Origin of the sequence: Streptomyces cylindrosporus, assembly GCF_022698165.1 — a bacterium.
In the GTDB taxonomy this organism is placed as follows: domain Bacteria; phylum Actinomycetota; class Actinomycetes; order Streptomycetales; family Streptomycetaceae; genus Streptomyces; species Streptomyces cylindrosporus.
Genome location: NZ_JALDAY010000005.1, coordinates 712,617 through 737,832, shown reverse-complemented (window position 1 = coordinate 737,832; position 25,216 = coordinate 712,617). Strand labels below are relative to the sequence as shown.

Sequence of the window (25,216 nt, the reverse complement as noted above, 5' to 3'; positions counted from 1 at the left end):
GCGGCCGATGGACATCGGTCGATCGGCCTCTTTTCGGCCATCACTTGGCCGTACGCCTCCGGGGCACCGGCAGCAGCCACCACGCCGCCGCGACCGACAGCACGGCGCCGACCGCGATCCCTTCGAGGCGGGTGGGGAGCAGGTGCTGGGCGTCCTGGCCGAAGTAGCCGAGGAGGAGGGAGAGGGCGCAGGTCATGCCGGCCGCCCAGTAGGCGTAGTTGAGGGGGCGCAGCCACAGGGCCACGGCCAGCACGGCGAACATCAGCGCCACGGAGGCGTGTCCGGTGACGCCGACGGCCGCGACACCGGTCGCGAGCAGGGTGCCGAGGGTGGCGCCGGCGAGGCGCTCGATGCCCTTCTTCAGTACGTCGGTCCGGCCGCGGTTGCCGCTCGCGGCGACGTACGCGGTGAGCACGACCCATGGCCAGTGGTCGTCGAAGAGGAGGTGGCCGACGGCGAAGGCAGCGGCGAGGCCGGCGGCCATCTGGAGGGCCATACGGGTGCTGGGGCGGGGGTGGAGGCGGGAGCGGCGGCGTGGCTGCTCGGGAGCCGGGTCCGCGCGCCAGGGCCCGTACCGGTCCCCCGTCCACTGCACCAGCCACACGCACGCGCACGCGATCGCTCCGACCAATGCCGACCAGAACCAGGTGACCAGCCCGCTCTGCGCCTCCGCCGGCAGTGCGGGGCCGGGGACGACGAGCAGGGCGACGAGCGGGAGGGCCAGCAGGGTGCCGGCCTTGGTGGCTTCGGGGCCGTAACGGCGGATCCAGATGGCGAAGGCCATCCCGGCGGTGTAGACCGCGGCGCCGATCGCGTAGTGGGAGGCGATCAGCCGCCCGAGGAAGATCGAGACGCCGGCGGTGGCGGGCAGCACGACGAGTGCGGTGAGCCGGCGGCGGGTGTCGGCGGTGCGCTGGGAGGCGGAGAGGGTGAGGGTCAGGGCGACGGCGAGGACGAGGACGTCGGTGTGCAGCCGGGCCGCGCCTTCGAGGAGGAGGGCGGCGGCCCAGCAGAGCAGCACGGCGGACATGGTGAGGGCCGCTTCGTACGCGTTGCGTATTAGTTTGGCGGGCACGGGCCTCATATTACGGGGGTAGCCGCAACCCGGATAGTAAGTATTCGCGTACGATCTCCACCATGAACCACCTCCCCGAAGCCGCCCGCCTCCGGCACGCCATCGTCCGGCTCAACCGTCGGCTGCGGCACGAACGCGGCACCGGAGCGCTCAGCCCCACCCAGCTCTCGGTCCTCGGCCACCTGCACCGCAACGGCCCGTCCACGCCCGGCGAGGTCGCGACGGCCGAGCGGCAGCGTCCGCAGTCCCTGACGCGGGTCTTCGCCGAACTGGAGGCGGAGGGCCTGATCCTGCGCTCCCCCAGCACGACGGACCGGCGCCAGTCGGTCCTGTCCCTGACGGAGGAGGCACGCCGGGCACTGGTACGGGACATGGCGGAGCGGGACGCCTGGCTGTCGGGAGCCCTGGCATCACTCAGCCCGACCGAGCGGGGGGTGCTGGAGCTGGCGGCGGGGGTGATGGAGCGACTGGCGGATGCGGACGTGGATGTGGACGTGGACCAGGGAGCGGCCGGAGAAGGCGGTCGGTGAGTGGGTGGTTGGATGGCACGGTGGCCCACGACATGACATGGAGTTGGACGCCGGCGCACTACGCGGTCGAGCACGAGGACGCCGTGGCTCTCGCTCGGCTGACGGGGCGTTGCAGTCAGGCGAACCGTTGACCGTGCACCTGACTGCGATTCTGCTGGCCTTCGGCGCCGATCCCCGATTGCGTGACCCCAAGGGGAACAGTCCCCTGGACGTTGCGCGGCAGTACGGCCACCAGCTCGGGATCGAACTGCTCCTGAAGCACGTCGAGCGGTGGGGCGGGGAGTCCCCGGTGTGAGCGGTGGCGGCTGGATGGGGGCGCTTCAGAAGCCTCCGCCGAAGTCCCCGCCGCCGCCGAAGTCTCCTCCGCCGCCGTCTCCGAAGCCGCCGGTGAAGTCGTCCGGGGTGAAGTCCGCGCCTGATACGTCGCCGCCCTCGTAGCCTCCGCCGAAGTCGCCGTAGCCCGAGCCGTAGTCGGAGGCGTAGGCCGGGGTGGACATCAGGCTGCCCAGGAGGGTGCCGACCAGGAGGCCGGGGAGGAGGCCGCCGCCGAAGTAGCCGCCCGCCCAGGGGCCGTAGGCGGGGCCCGCGTCCCAGTACGGGCGGCGGCCGGCGTCGGTGTCGACCTCGCGGACGACCGGGTCGCGGCCGTCGGCGAGGCGGGTCGCGTCGGCCGCGCAGACCGGGACCTCGCGCGGGGCGCCGCCGGGCGGTGTCCAGGTGGCGTCGGCGACGGACGGGCCGTGGCGGGGGTCGAAGAAGCAGGGCGGCCGGCGTTCGGGCAGCGGGCGGCCCTCGCGGCGGGCGGCGAGCTGGGCGAGCGAGAAGCGGCCGTCCTCCAGGGACTGGGTGACCGCGCGGACGTCCTCCGGTTTCGTCGCGGACGCCATGTACGACTTCGCCTGTTCGTAGGCGTCCAGCGCGCGTTCGTAGTCCGCGCGCATCGCGTCGTCGGCGCCCGCCTCAGCGGGGTGGAAGTCCAGGCGGTCCAGCTCCTCGCCGAAGGCCGTGATGTCCTCGTCGACGACGACCCGGAGCCGGTCCAGTGCGGCGGCCTGCTCCTCGGCCCGGCGGCGCCTGCCCCGCCATACGAGCGCGTACGCTCCCCCGCCACCGGCGACCAGCACCGCGCCCACGGTGATCAGCGCGGTGGACGACACGCCACCGCCGCCGCCCGAGGACCCCCAGCTCGACGGCGCCGACCCGCCCATGTTGGCGACGGCACGGTCCGTGAAGTCGGTGAGCTGGGTGTTCGCGTCCTTCTCGCCCTGGACGCTGCCGACCAGGTTCCGCACGGCCGTGCGGGGCAGGACGGAGGAGTCGGCGCGGGCGTCGAAGCGGTCGCCGAGGCGGATGGCGTAGAGGCCGGTGATGCCGGTGGCCGTCCGCAGGTTCGTGAAGAGGTTCGCGGTGGGATAGCCCGCCGGGAGGACCACGACGAACACGGGCTTGTCGGCGTCCTTGATCTTCTTGGCCAGGGCGTCCGCGTCGGACCGCGAGAACCGCGCGGCCGGGTCGACGTACACCGGACCCTTGCGGAGGGACTCGGCGATCGTGGAGACGCCGGTCGCGGCGGAGGCGGGCGGGGTGCCCGCCGCCAGGGCCAGCAGGATGGCCAGGACGGCGAGCACCGGCGCCAGGAGCTTCATACCTCGAAACTACCCGAAGGGGAAGCAATCGGACATGAGTGCAGGCTGCGCGCTCAGCTTGCCCGGTACGCCGAGATCAGCTCGGCCACCGCCGCTCCGTACCGTCCGGTGAGCGAGAGGTGGTCCGCGTCGGCGAAGGGCTTCGCGAACGCCGCCGTGATGCCGTCGCCCGTCTGCTGCTGGACGATCAGCCGGGCCTTGGTGACGAGGGCACGCCCCGCCTGATCGGCCCCCGCCCGCTGGGCCGCCGTGGCCGCGACGCCGAGCGCCTTCAGGGTGGTCAGGCCGCCTCCGGGGACCTTGGTCAGCGTGGTCAGGCCCCAGCCGTACGGGAACTGCGGGTCGTACGCCGTGTCGCCGACGTTGATCGGCAGCTGGGCCTCGGACTTGGGCCAGGTGACCGGGAGTTGGCCGGTGAAGGGCCGCTTGCCGTAGAGGACGTCGGCGACGCCGTCGCCCTCCGTGCCGGGCAGCCAGGACGCCACCAGCGCGTCGATGTCGCCGAGCCGGTCGCCGATGAGCTGCGGCCGTCCGGAGACGATCAGCACCGCGCACTTCATGGCCGCGCACACCTTGTCGACGGCCGCCTTGTCGGCCGCGGAGAGCTGGAGGTCGTGTCCGTTGCCGACGTCTCCGACGCCCTCGGCGTACGGGGTCTCGCCGACGACGACCACGCCGACGTCGTAGCCGGTCGTGGGCGCGGAGGCGTCCTTGGAGTAGGTGACGTCCCCGTCCTTGCGCATCCCGGCGAGGATGGTCGTGCCCTGGGTGTGGGTGCCGGACGCGCCCTGCCAGGTGACGGTCCAGCCGCCGGTCTGGTTGCCGAGGTCGTCGGCGTTGGACCCGGCGACGTACACCTTCTGGTTCTTGTTCAGCGGGAGCACCCCGCCGCTGTTCTTGAGCAGCACCTGCGACTCGGCCGCCGCCTGCCGGGCGACGGCCCGGTGTGCGGCGGAACCGATCTGCCCCGCCCCGCTCGTGTCGGCGTACGGCTTCTCGAAGAGGCCGAGCCGGAACTTCTGCGTGAGGATGCGCGACACGGCGTCGTCGATCCGCTTCTCGCTGACGCGCCCGGCCTTCACCTCGTCGACGAGCGTCGCGGTGAATTCCTTGTAGGAGTACGGCACCATCATCATGTCGACGCCCGCGTTGACGGACGTGTCCACATGGGCCTTGTAGTCGCCGGGGAGTTGGTCGATGGCGTTCCAGTCGCTGATCACGAAGCCGTCGAAGCCCATACGGCCCTTGAGCACGCCGTTGATCATGTCGGCGCGGGCGTGCATCTTCACCGGGCCCTGTCCGTCGCCGAGGATGTCGAGCGAGGAGTAGGAGGGCATGACCGTCCCGATGCCGCGGTCGACGGCGGTCTGGTACGGCGCGAGGTGGACCGCCTCCAGCTGCTGCCGGGTGACCTTGGTGACGCCCTGGTCGATGGTGTACGTGCCGGTCGTGGACGAGCCGTACTCGGTGCCGCCGTCGCCGACGAAGTGCTTGGCGGTGGCGAGGACCTTGTCGTCGTCCTTCAAGTCCCGTCCGTCTGCCCGGCCTTGGAGGCCCTGGATGATGGTCTCCATGCCCTTGACCAGGGCCGGGTCCTCGCCGAAGGACTCGTAGGAGCGGCCCCAGCGCTCGTCACGGGTCACGCAGAGGCAGGGGGCGAAGACCCAGGGGACGCCGGTGGAGCGGACCTCACTGGCCGTCACCGCGCCTGTTTTCTGGGCGAGTTGGGGGTCGCGGGTCGCGCCGATGCCGATGTTGTGGGGCATGATCGTGGCGCCGACCAGGTTGTTGTGGCCGTGGACGGCGTCGACGCCGTAGATCAGCGGGATCTGGAAGCGCGTCGCCTGCGCCCGGAGTTGGAAGCCGTCGATCATCTTCGCCCAGGCCTCGGCGGTGTTGGGCGTGGGTGTCGAGCCGCCGCCGGAGAGGAGCGAGCCGAGGCCGTAGGCCGTGACGTCGGCCCCCTCGCCGACCGCCCCGCGCTCGGCCTGGGTCATCTGGCCGGCCTTCTCCGCGAGGGACATCCGGGAGAGGAGATCGGCGACGCGCTTCTTCACGGGCAACTTGGCGTCCAGATACGGCAGTCCGTGCGCGTCGATGACGACCTGGGGTGTCTCGGCGGGGGCCTTGGCGCCGGTGACCGTGAGCTTGAGCGGGATCGTCTCGGCGGCTTCGGCGGACTTGTCGCGCAGGGTCGGCACCTGGACGGTCCGGGAGGCGCCGGACGCCGTGCCCGCCGGGAAGGTGAGGGTGCCGGAGACCGGGGTGTAGTCCTTGCCGGGGTCGGCGGTGCCGCCCTCGCTCCGGTAGGTGACCGTCACCGGATCGTCGAGCGGTGTGGAGCCGGTGGTGGCGACGGTGAGCTTCACCTTCGCCGTACCGCCCTCCTCGACCGGGTACACGGCCGCGTCGGTGGTGACGGAGGCGCGCAGCGACTGGTCGGCCTTGCCGTACAGCTCGACGTCGTCCATGGCGAACTGCCCGTGCACGCCGACCGGGAGCGTGACGGCGTACCCCCACATCTGGGTGAGGCCGAGGACATGGTCGATGCCGCCGACGGGCTGGTAGTCGGTGCGGTAGGCGAAGTCGGTGAAGGGGATCTCGATCTGCTTCCAGCCGGTGAAGTCGTCGGTGAAGGAGGTCGTCCAGAGCTCCGAGGCCTCGCCGTTCGCGCCGCCGTCCTTGATCTCGAAGGCGGTCTTCTTGCCGTTGTTCTGGCCGTCCCACCAGAAGCGGATGCCCTTGTGGGCGGACCAGTCGTGGGCGGGCTCGGTCGCGGCGAAGTCGTGGGTGAAGCCGCCGTAGCCGCTGATGTCGTAGGTGCCGGCGAGGACCTTCTCGCCCTCGGGGGCGTCGGTGCGGGCGGCCAGCTGGAGCGCGGGCGGGTCGTCGCTGTCACCGCCCCAGGTGAAGATGCCCTCGGCGGGCTGGGAGGCGAAGGGGACCTCGCCCTCGAAGCGGTCTACGGGGGTCGGGGCCGGGTCGTCGGCGGCGTGCGCCGAGGACAGCGGCAGTGCGGCGGCCAGGAGGGCCGCGGTGACGAGCAGAGCGGTTCTTGGCACAGACCATCTTTCCCTTGGCATGGACCATCCCTCGACTCTCTGGTTCACTCAGGACTTAGATCACGCCGTGAGTTAACTAACGGCCCACAGACCCGTCAAGACGCCACGTCAGACATTTCGGGAAGGGCGACACAGCATGAGGAGAACCCCCCGCACGGTCCGGCTGCTGCTGGCCGGACTCCTCTCCACGGCCGGCCTCACCGCGGCCACCACCCCCGCGCACGCGGCCGGCGAGCAGGTCACGGCCTGGCTCACCACCACCGACGACTCCGCCGGACGCCATGTCACGCGCGGCCTCCAGGCACAGACACCGTTCGCCTTCCAGTCCGGCACCGGGGGCGGCGGCGAGAACATCACCGTCGACGAGAACACCCGGTACCAGACCTTCACCGGCGGCGGCGCGTCCTTCACGGACACCGCGGCCTGGCTGATGAACAGCAGCGGGGCGCTATCGCAGGCGACCCGGGACGCGACCATGCGCAAGCTGTTCTCGCCGACGGACGGGATCGGGCTGTCGTTCCTGCGCAATCCGATGGGCGCGTCGGACCTGGCGCGGTACGGGTACACGTACGACGACGTGCCGGCCGGGCAGACGGACCCGAACCTGAACAGCTTCTCCATCGCGCACGACCTCGCGGACGTCGTGCCGCTGACCAAGCAGGCCCTCCAGCTCAACCCCTCTCTGACTGTCATGGCCTCGCCATGGACGGCGCCGGCCTGGATGAAGGACAGCGGCTCGCTCAACGGCGGCTGGCTGAAGTCGGAGGACTACGGGGCGTACGCCTCGTACTTCGTGAAGTACCTCCAGGCGTACAAGGACCAGGGCGTCAACGTCTCGTACGTGACTCCGCAGAACGAGCCGACCTGCTGCTCCGGCTATCCGTCGATGAGCTGGAACGCGAGCGGGATCCAGTACTTCCTGAAGAACGAACTGCTGCCGAAGCTCCAGTCGGCGGGCCTGTCGACCAAGGTCCTCGCCCACGACTGGAACTGGGACGTGTACGACTCCTACGCGGCCGCCTCGGTCGACGACCCGGCGATCCGCAACCACCCCAACTTCGGCGGGATCGCCTGGCACGGGTACGGCGGTGACGTCTCCAAGCAGACGTCCGTGCACAACCAGTACCCGTCGCTGGACGCGTTCGGCACCGAGCACTCGGGCGGGACGTGGATCGCCGACCAGCAGCGGGAGGACATGCTCAACATCGTCGACTACACGAGGAACTGGGCGAAGTCGGTCACCAAGTGGTCGCTTGCCGTGGACCAGAACATGGGCCCGCACAACGGGGGTTGCGGCACCTGCACGGGCCTGATCACCGTGCACAACGGCGACGGCGCGAGCGGGACCGTCGACTACACGGTCGAGTACTACACGATGGGCCACCTGACGAAGTTCGTACGGCCGGGAGCGCAGCGCATCGCCTCCACCGCGTCCTCCGCCGTGCCGAACGTGGCCTGGCGCAACCCGGACGGCTCGAAGGCGCTGATCGCCTACAACGGCAACTCCAGCGCGACAACGGTAACCATCAACTGGGGCTCGCAGCACGCGACTTACTCCCTGCCCGGCAAGACGTCGGCGACCTTCACCTGGTCGGGGACGCAGTCCGGCGGGGGTGGCCAGACAGGGTCCTTCGTCGGACTGGCCGGCAAGTGCCTTGACGTGGCGGGCGGTTCGAGCGCGAACGGCACGGCGGTGCAGCTCTACGACTGCAACGGCTCGGCCGCCCAGCAGTGGACGGTCCAGGCGGACGGTTCCGTCAAGGCGCTCGGCAAGTGCCTCGACGTGACGTCGGCGTCGACGGCCGACGGGGCGAAGGTGCAGTTGTACGACTGCAACGGGACCGGTGCACAACGGTGGTCGTACAACGCCGCCACCGGTGATGTCGTGAACACGGCGGCGAACAAGTGCCTCGACGTCACCGACAACTCCTCGGCGAACGGGGCACGGGCGCAGATCTGGTCGTGCACGGGGGCGGCCAACCAGAAGTGGCGGCTGCAGTAGGGCGGGTCGTGTCCCGCCCTTGAGGGGGGCGGGGCATGAGCCGTAGGGGAGTCACGGCGGTGGGCATGGCGGTAGGGGGACTGCTGCTCGGCGGCTGCAGCCCGGCCGAACTGCCGCTCGCCGCCGTGTCGTTGGGCGAGGACGGGGAGCCGGTGGCGATCGTCCGGCCGTGCGGGGACGACCGGATCGGTCCGCTGCACCTGTTCAGCGGCGCCGGGGAGGCGGGCGCGGACCCGGGCACCTCGTGGTCCCAGACGACCGACGCCCGCGTCGGCAGGACGTCCTTCCCCCTCTTCTCCCCTCCCGGCTCCCTCGGAGTCAGCACGTACGGTCCCCAGCGCCTGTCGACCGGGGCCCGCTACTACTTGGACATCTCCGGCGGCCGGGGCTGGGACGCGTACAACGTCTCGCTCACCTTCACGTCCGAGGACCTGGCCGGCCTCCAGCCCGGCCAGGTCTGGGCCGACGGCCGGGCGATGAGCCGGGACGGCTTCGACGACCTCGTGAGTGACAAGTGCTGAGGCGGGTGGCGGTGGCCCTGGTAGGGGTCGTCGCCGGTGCACTGCTGCTCAGCGGGTGTGGGGCCGTCGATCTGCCGTTGGCTGCGGTGCGGCTGGACGGCTCGGGGGCGCCGGAGGCATTGCTGCGGCCGTGTGGGGACGATCTGATCCAGGGGCTGTCGCTCTCCGGGGCGCCGGACGGCGACGACCGGAACCTGTCCGGCTGGAAGGTGCCCGGCAAGCGGCACGGTGCCGACGCCGAGTTCCCGCTGTTCTCGCCGCCGGCCGCCTGGCACGCCGAAGCGGTCGGCAAGCAGCGGCTGGTGTCGTCGTACACCTATGTACTCGCCTTCGGGAAGGCCGAGTACAACTACGAGTACACCGGGGTCGTGACGTTCACGGCCGAGGATCTGGCGAGACTGAGGCCCGGCCAGGTCTGGGCCGACGACCGGGCCATGAGCCTCGGCGAGTTCGAGAGGCTCGCCGAGGACTCCTGCTGAACCGGGCCTGGAACGGGCCCGGTTACTGCGCGGGCTCCACCCCGGCCCGCAGCAGGCCGTATGTGTACGCATCCTCCAGGGCCTGCCAGGACGCGGCGATGACGTTGTCCGCTACGCCGACCGTGGACCACTCGCCCGAGCCGTCGGACGTGGAGATCAGGACCCGGGTCGTGGACTGGGTACCGTGGACGCCCTCCAGGATGCGCACCTTGTAGTCGACCAGGTCGAGCTTGGCGAGCTGGGGGTAGATCTTCTCCAGGGCGACGCGCAGGGCACGGTCGAGCGCGTTGACCGGGCCGTTGCCCTCGGCGGTGGCGACGATGCGCTCGCTCTTGGCCCACAGCTTGACCGTGGCCTCGTTGGCGTGGGTGCCGTCGGGGCGGTCCTCGACGATGGCCCGCCAGGACTCGACCTGGAAGTACTTCAGCGGCTTGCCCTCGACCTCGCCGCGCAGCAGCAGCTCGAAGGAGGCGTCGGCGGCCTCGTACGTGTAGCCCTTGAGCTCGCGCTCCTTGACCCGCTCGACGACCCGGCCCACCAGCTCGCGGTCGCCGCCGAGGTCGACGCCGAGCTCCTTGCCCTTGAGCTCGACGGAGGCGCGGCCGGCCATGTCGGAGACCAGCATCCGCATGGTGTTGCCGACCCGCTCGGGGTCGATGTGCTGGTACAGGTCCGGGTCGACCTTGATCGCGGAGGCGTGCAGGCCGGCCTTGTGGGCGAAGGCCGAGACACCGACGTACGGCTGGTGGGTGGACGGCGTGAGGTTCACCACCTCGGCGATGGCGTGCGAGATACGGGTCATCTCGCGCAGCGCGCCCTCGGGCAGGACCTTCTTGCCGTACTTGAGTTCCAGGGCGGCGACGACCGGGAAGAGGTTGGCGTTGCCGACGCGCTCGCCGTAGCCGTTGGCCGTGCACTGGACGTGGGTGGCGCCCGCGTCGACGGCGGCGAGGGTGTTGGCGACCGCGCAGCCGGTGTCGTCCTGGGTGTGGATGCCGAGGCGGGCGCCGGTGTCGGCGAGCACGGTGGAGACGACGGCCTGGACCTGGGCGGGCAGCATGCCGCCGTTGGTGTCGCAGAGGATGACGACGGAGGCGCCGGCTTCCGACGCGGCCCGTACGACGGACTTCGCGTACTCGGGGTTGGCGCGGTAGCCGTCGAAGAAGTGCTCGCAGTCGACGAAGACGCGGCGGCCCTGCTCGCGCAGGTAGGAGACGGTGTCGCGGACCATCTCCAGGTTCTCGTCCAGCGTGGTGCGCAGGGCGAGCTCGACATGCCGGTCGTGGGACTTGGCGACCAGCGTGATCACCTCGGCGCCCGAGTCCAGGAGCGCCTTGACCTGCGGGTCCTCGCTCGCCTTGGCGTTCGCGCGGCGGGTGGCGCCGAAGGCGACGAGCTGGGCGTGCTTGAAGTCGATCTCCTGCCGGGCGCGGGCGAAGAACTCGGTGTCCCGCGGGTTGGCGCCGGGCCAGCCGCCCTCGATGAAGCCCACGCCGAAGTCGTCCAGGTGCCGTGCGATCGCGAGCTTGTCGGCGACGGTGAGGTTGATGCCCTCACGCTGCGCGCCGTCGCGCAGGGTGGTGTCGAAGACGTGGAACGAATCGTCGAGCTCGCTGGTTTCGGTCATGGTGTCAAGGCTCCTGCTGTTGGATCCCGTCGGATCACGGTCGTTACCGGAATGACCGGCTCCACCGCCCTCAATGATCCCTCGCGCTTTGCCTCCGGCTGAAGGTGGGCCAGAAAAGCGAAAAACCCCTCGCGGGTGCGAGAGGTCTGCGCGCGGGTCGAGGACGACGGTGTCCGCCCGTACCTGGTCGTACGTGGCGGTCACTGCGGACCGGCGCGCCTGCTGCCAATAATCATGGCGAACGAGAGCACGGGGGCAGTCTGGCACAACCCGCCCCCGCGCGAACCCTCGTCTCAGAATGCGAACCCGGGGGCTCAGTGCGCGCGCTTCGCCTCCGGCCGTCGTACGAAGATGTCGGCGACGCCGTTCGTGTCGCCCGGGACGAGGTTCGTGGCCGTGGCGGAGAAGGCGGCGCGGGCGTCGGCGCCCAGGGACACGGCGTCGGCGGGGCCGTCGGACTGGGTGCCGTCGGCCGCGAGGCTGATCCGCTCGACGGCGCCGGTGCGCAGGTCCTTGAGGAAGACGTCGGCCACGCCGTTGGTGTCGCCCGGGACGAGGTTGTCGGCGGACGAGACGAAGGCGACCCTGCTGCCGTCGGCGGTCAGGCTGACGCCGGCGCTCGGCCCGTCGGACTGGGTGCCGTCGGCGGCGGTGCTGACCCGCTGTGTGGTCTTGAGCCGCCGGTCGAAGACGAAGGTGTCGCTGGTCTTGTTGGTGTCGCCCGGCACCAGGTTGTTCACGTTCGAGGAGAAGGCGACATAGCGGGCGTCGGCGCTGATGGACGGCCCCCAGGAACTGTTCTTGTAGACGAACCCGGTCGGGATGCTGACCTGTTCGGTGGTGCCGGTGACGCGGTCGCGGACGTACACGTTGGTGGCGTGGGTCCAGTCGTGCGAGGGGTCCAGCTGGGCGGCGGTGGTGAAGGCGACGTAGCGGCCGTCGGCGCTCAGCGAGGTCAGGAACGAGTCGCTGTCGCCGAGGGTGCCGTCGGTGGCGTAGGCGACCAGCTCGTCCTTGCCGGTCCTGCGGTCGTGCACGATCACGTCGTCGCGGCCGTTGGTGTCGCCGGGTGCGGCGTCCGGGGCGGCGGTGCTGTAGGCGACGTAGCGGCCGTTCGCGCTGATGGTGGGCTCGTAGTTGAGCGCGAAGGTCGGGGTGGTGGCGGCGTGGCCGTGGCTGATGCGCTGGGTGCGGTGGGTTCTGCGGTCGACGAGGTAGATGTCGTCGAGGCCGTTGTCGTCGTCGCGGGCCAGGGCGGACTTGGTGGCGAGCACGACATAGCGGCCGTCGGCGCTGAGCCGCGGGTCCTGGGCCGGGCCCGTGGCGACGCGCTCGGTGCGGCCGGTGCGCAGGTCCTTGACGAAGACGTCGGCGACGCCGTTGCGGTCGCCCTTGACAAGGTTGTCGGCGGACGAGACGAAGGTGACGTAACGGCCGTCGGCGCTGATCGCCGGGGCGGAGGAGGCGCCGTCGGCCTGCTGCCCGCCGGTGCCGGTGCTCGCCCGGGAGGTCCGGGGCGGCGCCGCGTCGGTGTGGGCGGCGGCCGGGACGGCGGTCGCCGAGAGCGCGGCCACCAGGGCGACGGCGCTCAACATGGCTGTGTGTTGCGTGAGTTGCATGGAAGTCCCCCTGTCAGTGCGTGCGGCGGACGAAGCCGTCGTAATGACCGTTGGTGTCGCCCGCGACGAACTGGGCGGAGTAACTGCCCAGCCCGATGCGGCGGGCGCCCGTGCTCACCGAGTACACCGCCACCGACTCGTCCGTGACGGGGCCGCCGGCGGCGGACTCGCTGACCAGGCGGGTGGAGCCGGTGCGCAGGTCGCGGAGGTAGACGTTGGCCGGCCCGAACCGCCCGTCCGCCAGCGGGGGTTCGGCCTGGTACGCCAGGTACCGTCCGTCCGGGCTGAGCCTCGGGTAGCCGGGCAGCCGCTCACCGGCGGGCCCGGGGTCGACGCGCCGGGTGACGTCGGTGCGCAGGTCACGGACGTAGAGGTGAGCCTGGCCGTCGGGGGTCTCGCCCGGGACCAGGTCGTCGCCCCAGTACTGGAAGGCGATGGTGCGGCCGTCCGCGGAGAGCGAGCCGGTGTCCGCGGCATGGTCCGCCGGGGTGCCGTCCGCCTTGACGTTGACGCGTTCCTCGGTGCCGGTGCGGCGGTCGTGCACCCAGCTGACGCCGTTCGCGCTGCGCGGCACGAGCTGTGTGTACGAGACGTAGCGGCCGTCGGCGCTCATGCTCTGCAGCAGCGCCGGGTTGGTGAGCTGGTCGCGGTTGCTGACGCGCTGCACGGCGCCGGTGCGGCGGTCGAGGACGTACACCGCGCCGAAGAGGTCGCCGGGGTTCTGCTCCATCCGGTCGGCCTTGGCGTTGAAGGCGATGAAGCGGGCGTTCGGTGACATGACGGCGGCGGCCGTGAAGGCGGAGCCGCCGTCGAGGGCGACGCTGATCCGCTGGGTGCTGCCGGTGCGGCGGTCGTGCAGGTAGATGTCCTGGGCCGCTTCATTGGTGGGCGGGTTGTCCCAGTGGACGAGGTTGCGGGCGTTGGAGCTGAACAGCACGTACCGTCCGTCGGCGCTGATGCCCCGCAGGTCCGACTCGCCGCCGGCGGCCTGGGTGCCGTCCGACGCGACACTGACCCGCTCGACGGTCCCCTTGCGCAGGTCGCGCACGAAGACGTCGGAGCTGCCGTTGGTGTCGCCCGGTACGAGGTTGGACGCGTACGCGGTGAAGGCCGCGAACCGCCCGTCGGCGCTGAGCTCGGGCCCGTACGCGTTCTCGTTCCCCTGCTCCCCCGTGGCCGACAGCGTGACCCGCTCGGTCCGCCCCGGCTGCGGCGCCGGTGTCGCCGAGGCCGCCGTCAGTGCGACGACCGCCCCCGCGACCGCCACGACGGACACCCCACGCATGGCTTTGAGCACGATTCCCCCTGCGTTCCCCGTTGACGCTTGTCCCCCGGCCCCGCGCCGAGGGCTCCTTCGAGACAAGCGCACCGTTCGACACAGGGTCAATCCCCCGAATTGAGTACAACCCGGGCGCGTGGTCAGACGTCCGCGAGGAGACTGTCGTCGAGGAACTCCCGTACGTGGCCGAGAACTTGCGCCCGGTCCGTGCCGCGCAGCCCGACCGCCACATGGATGGAGAAGCCGTCGAGCAGGGCCCGCAGCCGGGTGGCGAAGCGGTCCGGGTCGACCGGCCGGAACTCGCCCCGGGACACCCCCTCCGCGACCAGCGCCACCAGGTCCCGGTGCCAGACGCCTTCGATCGCCGCCTGCCGCTCACGCGCGTCGTCGTCCGCGTTCTGCGAACGGTTCCAGACCTCCAGCCACAGGGTCCAGTGCGGGTCGCGGTGCCCGTCGGGGACGTACAGGTCGACGTACGCATCGAGCCGTTCACGCGCCGTACCCGCACGCGCCAGCAGCCGCCCGCGCTCGACACCGAGCCGGCCCTCGCTCCACTCCAGGGTGCGCAGCAGCAGCTCGTCCTTGGAGCGGAAGTAGTAGAGCAGATGCCCACTGCTCATCCCGACCTCCCGCCCGAGCCCCGCCATGGTGAGCTTCTCCAGACCACACTCGGCGATCATGTCCATGGCGGCGGCGAGGATGCGCTCGCGCGGCGGAGCCGGGGTGCGCCGGGGCACGGTCATACGGCGGCCACCCGCACCGCGTCGGGCAGGAAGTGGGTCTCGTACGGCCCGGTGCAGTCGGAGAACAGGGTTGCCACCACCGCTCCGCACTCGCCGCACACCTCGTTGGGGCCCTCGCGCCCGGGCGCACCGCAGCACCCGATCTCCAGGAAGGCGGGGTTGCCGGTCAGCCGCCCACGGGTGTCCTCGGGGTGGACCACCAGGGTGTCGCGCGGGCCGGCGGACATCAGGAAGCCCTGGCCGTCGGGGTCTCCCATGCACGCGTTGCCCGGGTGCGCGGCATCGCACCAATCCGGGTCGGGGTGCGACACATACGGCGCCCCGCACGGCTCGGGGTCCACCGCGTACGTCCCGCGTGGCACGGTCGGCGGGGCATGGCGCGAGCCGTCCGGGTTCTTGCGGCCGTCGTATTCCGGGCGGGGCGGTACCTCCGGCAGGACTCGCAGCGGTTCGGTCAGCCGGGCTCCGCAGGCGGCGCAGATCAGCACATTCACCCGTACGTTCTACCTGACGCCCGCCCTCGGCTGCTGCTGGGTGATGCAGTGGATGCCCCCACCGCCGGAGAAGATCGTACGGGCGTCCACCAGGGTCACCGTCCGCTCGGGGAAGAGGCGGCGGAAGATGCCGGCCGCGATCTCGTCGCGGGGGTCCTCGAAGGCGCACAGGACTACGCCGCCGTTGCAGAGGTAGTGGTTGATGTAGGAGTAGTCGGCCCAGTGACCGTCGGCCTCCAGCACGGTCGGGGCGGGGACCTCGACGACCTCCAGGGTGCGGCCGCGCGCGTCCGTCTGGGACCTGAGCAGGGCGATGACCTCCTTCGTCACCTCGTGGTCGGGGTGCGCGGGGTCGGGCTGGGAGTGCGCCACCACCACGCCGGGGCGGGCGAAGGCGGCGACGATGTCGACGTGGCCCCGGGTGCCGTACATGCCGTAGTCACCGGTCAGGCCGCGCGGGAGCCAGATGGCCTTGCGGGTGCCGAGCTTCGCGTGGATCTCCTGCTCGACCTGCTCGCGGCTCCACCCGGGGTTGCGCTCGGGCCCGAGCTGGACCGTCTCCGTCAGCAGGACGGTCCCCTCGCCGTCGACGTGGATCGCACCGCCCTCGTTGACCAGGGGGCTGCTCAGCACCGGCACCCCGGCCAGGTCGGCGACCCGGCGGGCGATCTTGGAGTCGTGCTCCCAGCGGGCCCAGTCCTGGGCGCCCCAGCCGTTGAACACCCAGTCCACGGCGGCCAGTTCACGGCCGTCGGTGACGAAGGTCGGGCCGATGTCCCGCATCCACGCGTCGTCGAGCTCCCGCTCCACGAGCTCGACGTCCGGGCCGAGCAGCTCGCGCGCGGACTCGGCCTGTCCGGGCCCGTGCACCACCGTCACCGGCTCGAAGCGGCGCACCGCACGGGCCACGGACGCCCACGCGGCACGGGCGGCGGCCAGCTCCTCGCCGTCGGTGAAGGTCGGGTTCGGACCCGGCCACGCCATCCAGGTGCGCTCGTGCGGGGCCCACTCGGCGGGCATTCGGTAGGTCATCGAGGGTCCTAGAGGAAGTAGAGGCGGTTGAGGGAGACGGAGTCGGCCGGCTCGGAGCGGATCGGCTCGCCGTCGAGGGTGACCAGGCCGGTGCGCTGGTCGACGTCCACCGCTCCGGTACGGGAGTTGAGCCGCAGGTCGGCGGGACCGATGCCCCGGGTGCCGCGGACGGCGACTCTGCGGCGCCGGGTCGGCATGGTGTCGTTGCCCTGGTCGAGGGCCGCCTGCGCGACGAAGGCGACGGAGATGTCGGCGGGCGTGGCGCCGTACGCGCCGAACTGCGGCCCCAGTACGAGGGGTTCGCAGGTGTCGGTGGCCGCGTTCGGGTCGCCGACCACGCCGTACGCCGGGAACCCGGCCTTGAGGACGAGCTGCGGTTTGGCGCCGAAGTACTCCGGCAGCCACAGCACGATGTCGGCCAGCTTGCCGACCTCGATGGAGCCGACCTCGTGCGAAAGTCCGTGCGCGATGGCCGGGTTGACGGTCAGCTTGGCCATGTAGCGCAGGACGCGCTCGTTGTCGTGGCCGTCGTCCGGCGCTCCGAACTCGGCCTTCATCTTCCCGGCCATCGCGAAGGTACGGCGGACCGTCTCCCCCGCCCGCCCCATGCCCTGCGCGTCGGACGACGTGATGCCGATCGCGCCCAGGTCGTGCAGCACGTCCTCGGCGCCCATCGTCCCGGCGCGGATCCGGTCGCGGGCCATGGCGGCGTCGCCGGGCAGGTCGGTCTTGAGGTCGTGGACGGAGACGATCATCCCGTAGTGCTCGGCGACGGCGTCCCGGCCGAAGGGCAGGGTCGGGTTGGTGGAGGAGCCGATGACGTTCGCGACTCCGGCCATCTTCAGCACGTTCGGGACGTGTCCGCCGCCGCAGCCCTCGATGTGGAAGGCGTGGACGGTCCGCCCCTCCAGCACGCGCAGGGTGTCCTCCACCGACAGGCACTCGTTCAACCCGTCGCTGTGCAGGGCGACTTGGACGTCGTGCTCCTCGGCGACCCGCAGAGCCGTGTCCAACGCCCGCGTATGGGCGCCCATGTCCTCGTGGACCTTGAAGCCGGACGCCCCGCCCTCGGCGAGGGCCTCGATCAGCGGGGCTTCGTGCGAGGACGAACCCCGGCCCAGGAAGCCGATGTTGACCGGCCAGGCGTCGAAGGCGTTGAAGGCGTGCCGCAGCGCCCAGGGCGAGTTGACGCCGACGCCCCACACCGGCCCGAACTCCTGCCCGATGACCGTGGTCACGCCGGAGGCCAGCGAGGCCTCCATGATCCGCGGCGACAGCAGATGGACGTGGGTGTCGACGGCCCCGGCGGTGGCGATGAGCCCCTCGCCGGACACGATCGAGGTACCGGTGCCGACCACGACGTCGACGCCGTCGAGGGTGTCCGGGTTCCCGGCCCGCCCGATCGAGCAGATCCGTCCCTCCCGGATCCCGATCGACACCTTTCGGATCCCCTGCACGGCGTCGATGACGACGACGTTGCTGATCACGACGTCACAGGTCTCCCGCACGGCGGCGGCCTTGAGGTGCAGCCCGTCGCGCGCGGTCTTCCCGAACCCGGCCAGGAACTCGTCGCCGTACGACTGCGAGTCGGACTCGACCCGCACGACGAGCCCCGAGTCGCCGAGGCGGATGCGGTCGCCGGCGCGGGGGCCGTGGGTGGCCGCGTACTCGTACGGGCTGAGCCGGCGGGCTTCGGCGGGGTGGCCTCCGGGGCGGCTCATCGCGGGTCTCCTTCCGTCACGGCACCCAGATATCCGCAGGCGGCGGCCCTGCGCAGCGCTTCCTCGCGCGCGCCCGGCGCGTCCAGCGCCCCGTCGACGAGCCCCGCGAACCCGATCGCGATCCGCTCGCCGCCGATCGGCACCAGTCCGACCTCGGCGCTCTCCCCCGGCCCGAAGCGCACGGACGACCCGGCGGGCACGGCCAGCCGCATCCCGTAGGCCGCTTCCCGTACGAAGTCCAGGCGCGGGTTGGCCTCGAAGAAGTGGAAGTGGGAGGTGACGGAGACGGGCACGGTCGCGGTGTTGGTGACCGTGATCCGTACGACCGCCTCAGGGTCGGCGTGCTCGGGCCCCGGCAGCAGGGCGCCGGGGGCGTCCTCGCCGAGCCCGCCCCCGATGGGGTCGGAGACGACCGCGAGCCGTGAACCGTCGTCGAAGACGGCCTCGACATGCACCTCGGTGACGACGTCCGCGACGCCGGGCAGCACGTCGGCGGGCCCGAGCACGGAGCGGGCGGCCTCGACGGCCTCCGCGAGCCGCTTGCCGTCCCGGGCAGCCTCGCACACGGTGTCCGCGATCAGCGCGGTGGCCTCCGGCACGTTGAGCCGAAGACCCCGGGCCCTTCTGGCCCGGGCCAGCTCGGCGGCCCCGAAGAGCAGCAGCCGGTCGCGTTCCGTCGGGGTCAGCCTCATCCGGCATCCCTTCTTTGAGCGCCACTCTAACTTTTGAGTGCCACTCTAAACAATGAATCCCCGATCCGGGAAGGATCAGGGATTCATGTGACTAACTCGGCTTGAGTGCCGCTCCAAGCGGGGGCTCAGCCCAGCTGGTGCATCCAGCCGTGTGCGTCCTGCGCCGTACCCCGCTGGATGTTCAGCAGCGCCTCGCGGAGCTTGAGGGTGACCTCGCCGGGCTCGCCGGACGTCTGCTGCCACTGCGCCCCGGTCCGCTTCACCGTGCCGACCGGCGTGATGACCGCCGCCGTACCGCAGGCGAAGACCTCGGTCAGCGAGCCGTTCTCGGAGTCGCGCTGCCACTGGTCGACGGAGATGCGGCCCTCCTCGGCCTCGTAGCCGAGGTCCCGGGCGACCTGGAGGAGCGAGTCGCGGGTGACGCCCTCCAGGATGGAGCCGGTCAGGGTGGGCGTCACGATCTTGTTGCCGTACACGAAGTACAGGTTCATGCCGCCGAGTTCCTCGACCCACTTGCGCTCGACCGCGTCGAGGTAGCAGACCTGGGCGCAGCCCTCGGCGGCGGCCTCTGCCTGGGCGAGCAGGGAGGCGGCGTAGTTGCCGCCGGTCTTCGCGTCGCCCATGCCGCCCGGCACCGCGCGGACGTGGTCCTCGGAGACCCAGATGGAGACCGGCTTGACGCCGCCGGGGAAGTAGGCGCCGGCGGGGGACGCGATGACCAGGAAGAGGTACTCGTTGGCCGGCTTCACGCCCAGGCCGACCTCGGTCGCGATCATGAACGGGCGCAGGTACAGCGACTCCTCGCCGCCGTGCGCCGGGACCCAGGCCTCGTCCTGCTTGACCAGCGCGTCGCACGCCTCGATGAACGTCTCCACGGGCAGCTCCGGCATGCCGAGGCGGCGGGCGGAGGCCTGGAAGCGCAGGGCGTTGCGGTCCGGGCGGAAGGTGGCGACGGAGCCGTCGGGCTGGCGGTAGGCCTTGAGGCCCTCGAAGATCTCCTGCGCGTAGTGCAGGACCATGGTGGCCGGGTCGAGGGAGATCGGCGCGTACGGGACGAGCTGGCCGTCGTGCCAGCCGCGGCCCTCGGTCCACTTGATGATCACCATGTGGTCGGTGAAGTGGCGGCCGAACCCGGGGTTCGCCAGGATCGCGTCGCGTTCCGCGTCGGAAAGTGGCGAGGCCGAGGGCTTGAGCTCGATCGTGGGCGTCGTCATGAGTGGTTGTCCTTCACCGGTTGTGTAGTGAGGGGCCGCGCTCACGCCCGCTACTGCCAGTGGCCAGTGTTAGGACGTCCGAGCATTGCCTCATACCGCGGCTCCGCGTTCGATTATCGCGCGGGTGGAGCCGAGGAAGAAAACGGCGTGAATGCGACCCGGGGATGATGGTGGCACCCGGCGGGGACACAGGGGAAGCCGCCGGGTGCGGATGCGACCCGGCGGCTTCGAAGGGTTTCGAGGAGCGGCGGGGTCAGCCGGCTACTCGTACGGCCAGCGCGTCGCCGATCTCCGACGTGGAGCGGGCGGGCTTGCCCTGGCGGTCGGTGAGGTCGGCGGTGACGGCCTCCTCGACGCGGGCGGCCTCGGCGTCGTGACCGAGGTGGCGCAGGAGCAGGGCGACGGACAGGACCGTGGCGGTGGGGTCGGCCTTGCCCTGGCCGGCGATGTCGGGCGCGGAACCGTGGACCGGCTCGAACATCGAGGGGAACTCGCGGGAGGGGTTGATGTTCCCGCTCGCCGCGACGCCGATGCCGCCGGAGACGGCCGCGGCGAGGTCGGTGATGATGTCGCCGAAGAGGTTGTCGGTGACGATCACGTCGAAGCGGCCGGGGTCGGTGACCAGGTAGATGGTCGCCGCGTCGACGTGGATGTAGTCGGTGGTGACCTCGGGGAACTCCTCGGCCACCTTGTTGAAGATGTTCGTCCACAGGTGACCGGCGAAGGTCAGCACGTTGTTCTTGTGGACGAGGGTGAGCTTCTTGCGCGGGCGGGCCTGGGCACGGGCGAAGGCGTCCCGCACGACACGCTCGACACCGAAGGCCGTGTTCACGGAGACCTCGGTGGCGACCTCGTGCTCGGTGCCCTTGCGAATGGTGCCGCCGTTGCCGGTGTACGGGCCCTCGGTGCCCTCGCGGACCACCACGAAGTCGATCTCCGGCGCACCGGCGAGCGGGGTCGCCACACCCGGGAGCAGCTTGCTCGGCCGCAGGTTGACGTGGTGGTCGAAGGCGAAGCGGAGCTTGAGCAGGAAGCCGCGCTCCAGGACGCCGGAGGGGACGCTCGGGTCGCCGATCGCACCCAGCAGGATCGCGTCGTGCCGCTTCAGCGAGTCGAGGTCGGCGTCGGTGAGGGTCTCACCGGTGGCGTGGTAGCGCTTGGCGCCGAAGTCGTACTCCTGGGTCTCCAGCTTCACATCCTGCGGAAGGACGGCCGAGAGGACCTTGAGACCTTCGGCCACGACCTCCTGGCCGATGCCGTCACCGGGGATCACTGCGAGATTGATGCTGCGAGACATGTCGGCACCCTACTCCTCGTCCCATGGGATGACACACGCTGTCCGCGATACGGACGCGCTTAGCGGCCACCGGCGTCAACAAGTCGCCACCCGTTCACCCCTATGTATGGCGGGCGTTGGGATTCGCTGGGAACTTCACAGTCATGGACATACCCGACGTCGGCATCCCCCCGCAGCTCGCGCGCCGGATGAGCATGGCCGAGCAGTACGAGTACCTGCGTACGAAGCTGATGCGGCGCCGCACGCTGGTGACGGCGGGCGCGGTGGCGGCGGGCGGGCTGCTGGCCGGCTGCGGCGGCAGCGGCTCGGGCGCACGGGGATCGGGCAGTACGGCGAGTCCGTCGCCCGCGACCTCGAAGGTGCACGGCTCGGCCGTCTCCCCCTTCGGGCGCCATCTCGCCTTCGGTGCCGACCCGAAGACGCAGATGCGGGTGTCCTGGCAGGTGCCGTTCGCCGTGAAGAAGCCGTACGTCCGGATCGGCCTGAAGCCGGACGACCTGAGCCGGAAGGCCGAGGCGGAGATCCGCGACCTGCACACCCCGGGCGTCAGCGGCGTACGCCTGGCCCTTGAGCAGTACTACGTGCACGCAGCCCTGGACGGGCTGCGCCCCGGGACGACGTACTACTACGGCGTCGGCCACGAGGGCTTCGACCCGACCGCGCCGGCCCACCGTTCGACGATCTCCAGTTTCCGCACGGCGCCCGCCACGGCCGAGAAGTTCGTCTTCACGGCCTTCGGCGACCAGGGCGTCAGCCAGGCAGCGGCCGCCAACGACCATGTCCTGCTGCGCCAGAAGCCCGCCTTCCACCTGCACGCGGGCGACATCTGCTACGCCGACGGCAACGGCCGGGGGCAGAAGTCGGACGGCTACGACCCTTCGTTCTGGGACCAGTTCCTCAAGCAGAACGAGTCGGTCGCCAGGTCCGTGCCCTGGATGGTGACGACCGGCAACCACGACATGGAGGCCTGGTACTCCCCGGACGGCTACGGCGGCCAGCTGGCCCGCTGGTCGCTCCCGGAGAGCGGCTTCGACGCGCGCACGGCGCCGGGCGTGTACGCCTTCACGTACGGCAACGTCGGCTTCGTGGCGCTGGACGCCAACGACGTGTCGTACGAGATCCCCGCCAACCACGGCTACACGGGCGGGAAGCAGACCAAGTGGCTGGACGGGAAGCTCGGTGAGCTGCGGGCCTCGAAGGACGTCGACTTCCTCGTCGTCTTCTTCCACCACTGCGCGTACTCGACGTCCTCGCACGCCTCCGACGGCGGGGTGCGCGCCGAATGGCTGCCGGTGTTCGCGAAGCACCAGGTGGACCTCGTGATCAACGGGCACAACCACGTGTACGAGCGCACGGACGCCGTCAAGGCGGGGGGCGCGGTCGGCCGCGCGGTGCCCGTCGGCGCCTCGACCGACCCGACGCGCGACGGGATCGTCTACGTCACGGCGGGCGGCGGCGGCCGTGACCTGTACGGCTTCCCGTCGGGCGTGAAGGAGAGTTACGAGGGGCACGTGACGCGGCACGACTCGATCGACACCTTCCAGTGGAAGAAGTCGCAGTCGTCCGCGCCGGAGACCGTGGAGTGGTCGCGGGTGCGCTATCGGGGCTTCTCGCTGCTCTCGGTGGAGGCGGTCGGCGGCTCCCGGCCGGCCCTCACGGTGTCGGCGCTGGCGCAGAGCGGTGAGCGCATCGACCATTTCGAGGTGCGGCGCGGGGCGTGAGTCCGCGCCGCACCCCGGCGGGTGCGGCTCCCGGCCAGTAGGTGATGCCCGGCTCAGTGGCCGGTCGAACCGCCGTTGTCCCTGCGGTCCAGGGCGCGCTGGAGGGCGGCTGCGGCGTTCTTGCGGTCGGACTCGCTCGTGCGGGAGATGTGACGGACTCGGCGGCGTGCGGTCGTCTCGGCCATGGGAAATCGACTCCTTCGACATCCGGGAGTGCGGAAAGGGGTTACGAGACGCCGGATGGGGCGGGGAGCGGTGCCGCAGGGGTTGCCTGCACGGGGCGCGCTCACGACCGCCATTCGCTTGGTCGAGCGAGACGTTCGGCTCCTACAAAAGTAAGGGAGCGCCCCCGGTCTGTCTCCACAATTACTCGGACTTCCTACTATCTGAGACGGTGGATTGGGTCACACGGCTCTGACCTGGGCTTTCACGGTTACGGGTACCGGAGCGCCGCGGTGCGCAGCACGATGGACAAGGCCCGTTCCGTTCCGTTCGGGGAGGGAGACCCGATGGCCACGCAGCAGCCCCGCGCGACTGTGATCACCCAGCGCCGCTTCGGCGGCCCGGAGGTCCTTCAGGCCGAGGAACGGCCGCGGCCCGTACCGGGGCACGGCGAGGTCCTGGTGCGGGTGCGGGCGGCCGGAATCAACCCGGTGGACCTGCTGATCCGGTCCGGGACGGCGCCGCTGTACGGCGACCCGCCGTTCACGCTCGGCCGGGACGTCTCCGGCACAGTGCAGGCGGTCGGCGCGGACGTCACCCGTTTCCGCCCCGGCGACGAGGTCTTCGGCAAGGTCCACGCCGGCGGCTACGCCACGCACCTCACCGCCCCCGCCGCGCACTTCGCCGCGAAGCCCGCGAGCCTCGACCACGTGCACGCGGCCGCGGCCCCGACGGCCGCGCTCACCGCCTGGCAGGCGCTGATCGACATCGGCCGGGTCGGGCCCGGCACCCGGGTGCTGATCCACGCGGCGGCCGGTGGCGTCGGCCACGTGGCGGTGCAGCTGGCCAAGGCGGAGGGCGCGTACGTCGTCGGCACCGCCCGCGCCGACCTGCACGACTTCCTGCGCGAGCTCGGCGCCGACGAGCCGCACGACCACACGGCCGCCGACTTCACCGAGTCCGTGCGCGACATCGACGTGGCCCTCGACCTGGTCGGCGGCGACTACGGCCCCCGCACGCTCGGCACCCTGCGCCCTGGCGGCCTCCTGGTCTGCGCGAACCCCGGCGACCTGGGTCTGTCCCCGGAGGACGTGGAGGCCCGCGGCATGCGCTTCGCGGTCGTCGAGGCGGAGCCGTCGGGAGACCGCCTGGCCAGGATCGCCGCCCTGCTGGCGGACGACCGCATCCGCGTCCACGTCGAGGCGGCCCTCCCGCTCCTGGAGGCGGCCAAGGCACACGAACTGGGCGAGGCGGGCCGGGCGAAGGGAAAGCTCGTACTGGTCCTGCCCGACTGACCGCCCGCACTCCATCGACCGATCGCACACGACGAAGGGAACGGTGAGGTCATGAACGACAAGGCACTGCTGGAAGGCGGCCCGAAGGACCTGCCCGACCGGATCGTCCCGGTCCCGCCGCCCGGCAACGACGTGAAGATCGAATTCCTCGGCGGATACGAGCACTTCAGGGCGACCCCGCGTAGCTCGGACACGGCGCAGGGCACGCTGCCGGTGTACGAGTGGTGGGAGCGCACGGAGCTGCCGAGCTAGCGCAGCGCCGCCGCGACCGCCTCGCGGAAGCCCTTCGGCTCCTCGGCCCACGGGATGTGCCCGGCGTCGGGGAACACGACCGCCGTCGACGATCACCACGGGCACATCCAGAGTTGTGCAGGCCTCGTACAGCTCGGGTGTGCCCCAGGTGCGCCGAGTCTCGTCGTTGAGCTCCCGGCTGCAGTCGAGGTTGATCCCGAACCAGGGGTCGGCCATCCGCTCCGCCCGCTCCATCGCCCGGGCCCGGTCCTCGAACTCGGCGGACCACTGGATCACCGCGCGCTCCCGGTCGTCCCTGCCCGACTCCCGCCAACGGGCGAGCCGTTCGGGATGCTCACCGAGACGGGCGAGGAGGTTCTCCTCGTAACCGCCGTGCCATTCCGCGACCGGCCCGATGCCCGTACCCGCGACATAGACCAGCACCCGCACCCGCTCCGGACGTGCCAGCGCATAGGCCAACGCCAGCTGTGCGCCCCAGGAATGGCCGAGCAGCGCCATCCGCTCGACCCCGAAGTGCCGCCGTACGGCGTCCAGATCGGCCACGAACCGCTCGGTGGTCCACGGCCCGGCGCACCGCTCCGAACGCCCGCATCCGCGCTGGTCCCACCGGACGCCGGAGGTCACACCGGACAGCAGTTCCGCGACGTCCCCGAACATGTCCCACAGTCCGGGCCCGCCGTGGCACAGCACCAGCGGCTCGCCCGGCCCCTCGGACCGCTCGGCCCACAGTCGTACGCCGTCGTCCGTGATCAC

22 protein-coding genes and 1 pseudogene are annotated in these 25,216 nt (G+C 71.2%); 8 read left to right on the top strand and 15 right to left on the bottom strand.

Annotated features, from left to right (window positions below; genetic code table 11):
- Nucleotides 1–40 precede the first annotated feature (40 nt).
- Nucleotides 41–1,075 (bottom strand): FUSC family protein, encoded by a 1,035-nt coding sequence (locus MQP27_RS51400; protein ID WP_242766500.1) that lies wholly within the window; start codon nucleotides 1,073–1,075, stop codon nucleotides 41–43.
- Nucleotides 1,076–1,137: 62 nt separating this feature from the next.
- Between MQP27_RS51400 and MQP27_RS19650 the strand changes: the two genes are divergently transcribed.
- Both MQP27_RS19650 and MQP27_RS51395 read left to right on the top strand, forming a co-directional pair.
- Nucleotides 1,138–1,605, top strand: a complete 468-nt coding sequence (locus MQP27_RS19650) for a MarR family winged helix-turn-helix transcriptional regulator (RefSeq protein ID WP_242766499.1) — start codon at nucleotides 1,138–1,140, stop codon at nucleotides 1,603–1,605.
- Between the two features lie 127 nt (nucleotides 1,606–1,732).
- Nucleotides 1,733–1,900 (top strand): hypothetical protein, encoded by a 168-nt coding sequence (locus MQP27_RS51395; RefSeq protein WP_308289951.1) that lies wholly within the window; start codon nucleotides 1,733–1,735, stop codon nucleotides 1,898–1,900.
- 25 nt (nucleotides 1,901–1,925) lie between these two features.
- On the opposite strand, the gene MQP27_RS19640 is transcribed toward MQP27_RS51395, so the two are convergent.
- Nucleotides 1,926–3,251 (bottom strand): hypothetical protein, encoded by a 1,326-nt coding sequence (locus tag MQP27_RS19640; RefSeq protein WP_242766498.1) that lies wholly within the window; start codon nucleotides 3,249–3,251, stop codon nucleotides 1,926–1,928.
- A gap of 53 nt (nucleotides 3,252–3,304) precedes the next feature.
- Entirely contained in the window at nucleotides 3,305–6,313 is a 3,009-nt protein-coding gene (locus MQP27_RS19635) for a glycoside hydrolase family 3 protein (protein WP_242766497.1), read from the bottom strand.
- A gap of 136 nt (nucleotides 6,314–6,449) precedes the next feature.
- On the opposite strand from MQP27_RS19635, the gene MQP27_RS19630 reads away from it, so the two are divergent.
- From MQP27_RS19630 to MQP27_RS19620, 3 genes are read left to right on the top strand one after another with little or no spacing between them, the layout of a single operon-like run.
- The gene (locus MQP27_RS19630) at nucleotides 6,450–8,315 is read left to right on the top strand and encodes a ricin-type beta-trefoil lectin domain protein (RefSeq protein ID WP_242766496.1); all 1,866 of its coding nucleotides are present in this window, start codon (nucleotides 6,450–6,452) and stop codon (nucleotides 8,313–8,315) included.
- 35 nt (nucleotides 8,316–8,350) lie between these two features.
- Nucleotides 8,351–8,836 (top strand): hypothetical protein, encoded by a 486-nt coding sequence (locus MQP27_RS19625; protein WP_242766495.1) that lies wholly within the window; start codon nucleotides 8,351–8,353, stop codon nucleotides 8,834–8,836.
- Nucleotides 8,837–8,847: 11 nt separating this feature from the next.
- Nucleotides 8,848–9,315, top strand: a complete 468-nt coding sequence (locus MQP27_RS19620; protein WP_242766494.1) for a hypothetical protein — start codon at nucleotides 8,848–8,850, stop codon at nucleotides 9,313–9,315.
- Between the two features lie 22 nt (nucleotides 9,316–9,337).
- Here the strand turns inward: MQP27_RS19620 and cimA are convergent, their stop codons facing one another.
- From cimA to MQP27_RS19570, 10 genes are all read right to left on the bottom strand, one after another.
- Nucleotides 9,338–10,942 (bottom strand): citramalate synthase, encoded by a 1,605-nt coding sequence (cimA, locus tag MQP27_RS19615; protein WP_242766493.1) that lies wholly within the window; start codon nucleotides 10,940–10,942, stop codon nucleotides 9,338–9,340.
- A 314-nt stretch (nucleotides 10,943–11,256) separates the two neighbouring features.
- The gene (locus MQP27_RS19610) at nucleotides 11,257–12,561 is read right to left on the bottom strand and encodes a TolB family protein (protein WP_242766492.1); all 1,305 of its coding nucleotides are present in this window, start codon (nucleotides 12,559–12,561) and stop codon (nucleotides 11,257–11,259) included.
- A gap of 13 nt (nucleotides 12,562–12,574) precedes the next feature.
- Nucleotides 12,575–13,858, bottom strand: coding sequence for a TolB-like translocation protein (locus MQP27_RS19605; protein ID WP_242766491.1), 1,284 nt, complete (start codon nucleotides 13,856–13,858; stop codon nucleotides 12,575–12,577).
- Between the two features lie 122 nt (nucleotides 13,859–13,980).
- Nucleotides 13,981–14,583, bottom strand: coding sequence for a TetR/AcrR family transcriptional regulator (locus MQP27_RS19600; protein ID WP_242766490.1), 603 nt, complete (start codon nucleotides 14,581–14,583; stop codon nucleotides 13,981–13,983).
- Nucleotides 14,580–15,077, bottom strand: a complete 498-nt coding sequence (locus MQP27_RS19595) for a hypothetical protein (RefSeq protein WP_242766489.1) — start codon at nucleotides 15,075–15,077, stop codon at nucleotides 14,580–14,582. Before MQP27_RS19595 ends, MQP27_RS19600 begins: the two co-directional genes overlap by 4 nt.
- Before the next feature lie 9 nt (nucleotides 15,078–15,086).
- Nucleotides 15,087–16,109: an agmatine deiminase family protein gene (locus MQP27_RS19590; RefSeq protein WP_242766488.1), complete on the bottom strand. Its 1,023-nt coding sequence runs from the start codon at nucleotides 16,107–16,109 to the stop codon at nucleotides 15,087–15,089.
- A gap of 8 nt (nucleotides 16,110–16,117) precedes the next feature.
- Nucleotides 16,118–17,830, bottom strand: a complete 1,713-nt coding sequence (locus MQP27_RS19585; protein WP_242766487.1) for an urease subunit alpha — start codon at nucleotides 17,828–17,830, stop codon at nucleotides 16,118–16,120.
- Entirely contained in the window at nucleotides 17,827–18,522 is a 696-nt protein-coding gene (gene ureA / locus MQP27_RS19580) for an urease subunit gamma (RefSeq protein WP_242766486.1), read from the bottom strand. Before ureA ends, MQP27_RS19585 begins: the two co-directional genes overlap by 4 nt.
- Nucleotides 18,523–18,647: 125 nt before the next feature.
- A complete protein-coding gene (locus tag MQP27_RS19575) occupies nucleotides 18,648–19,736 on the bottom strand; it encodes a branched-chain amino acid aminotransferase (RefSeq protein ID WP_242766485.1) in 1,089 nt (362 codons plus the stop codon).
- A 253-nt stretch (nucleotides 19,737–19,989) separates the two neighbouring features.
- Nucleotides 19,990–21,033, bottom strand: coding sequence for a 3-isopropylmalate dehydrogenase (locus MQP27_RS19570; RefSeq protein ID WP_242766484.1), 1,044 nt, complete (start codon nucleotides 21,031–21,033; stop codon nucleotides 19,990–19,992).
- Nucleotides 21,034–21,176: 143 nt separating this feature from the next.
- On the opposite strand from MQP27_RS19570, the gene MQP27_RS19565 reads away from it, so the two are divergent.
- Nucleotides 21,177–22,754: a purple acid phosphatase family protein gene (locus MQP27_RS19565; protein ID WP_242766483.1), complete on the top strand. Its 1,578-nt coding sequence runs from the start codon at nucleotides 21,177–21,179 to the stop codon at nucleotides 22,752–22,754.
- Between the two features lie 53 nt (nucleotides 22,755–22,807).
- On the opposite strand, the gene MQP27_RS50970 is transcribed toward MQP27_RS19565, so the two are convergent.
- Nucleotides 22,808–22,939 carry a hypothetical protein gene (locus MQP27_RS50970; protein WP_107056436.1) on the bottom strand — a complete coding sequence of 44 codons (132 nt, stop codon included), beginning with the start codon at nucleotides 22,937–22,939 and terminating at the stop codon, nucleotides 22,808–22,810.
- A gap of 324 nt (nucleotides 22,940–23,263) precedes the next feature.
- On the opposite strand from MQP27_RS50970, the gene MQP27_RS19560 reads away from it, so the two are divergent.
- Complete coding sequence (locus MQP27_RS19560) at nucleotides 23,264–24,211, top strand: NADP-dependent oxidoreductase (protein WP_242766482.1); 948 nt, start codon at nucleotides 23,264–23,266, stop codon at nucleotides 24,209–24,211.
- Nucleotides 24,212–24,262: 51 nt separating this feature from the next.
- The gene (locus MQP27_RS19555; RefSeq protein WP_242766481.1) at nucleotides 24,263–24,463 is read left to right on the top strand and encodes a DUF5988 family protein; all 201 of its coding nucleotides are present in this window, start codon (nucleotides 24,263–24,265) and stop codon (nucleotides 24,461–24,463) included.
- A 231-nt stretch (nucleotides 24,464–24,694) separates the two neighbouring features.
- Here the strand turns inward: MQP27_RS19555 and MQP27_RS51655 are convergent.
- Nucleotides 24,695–25,120: pseudogene (locus MQP27_RS51655) on the bottom strand (alpha/beta fold hydrolase); the annotation flags it as partial.
- Between the last annotated feature and the right edge of the window lie 96 nt (nucleotides 25,121–25,216).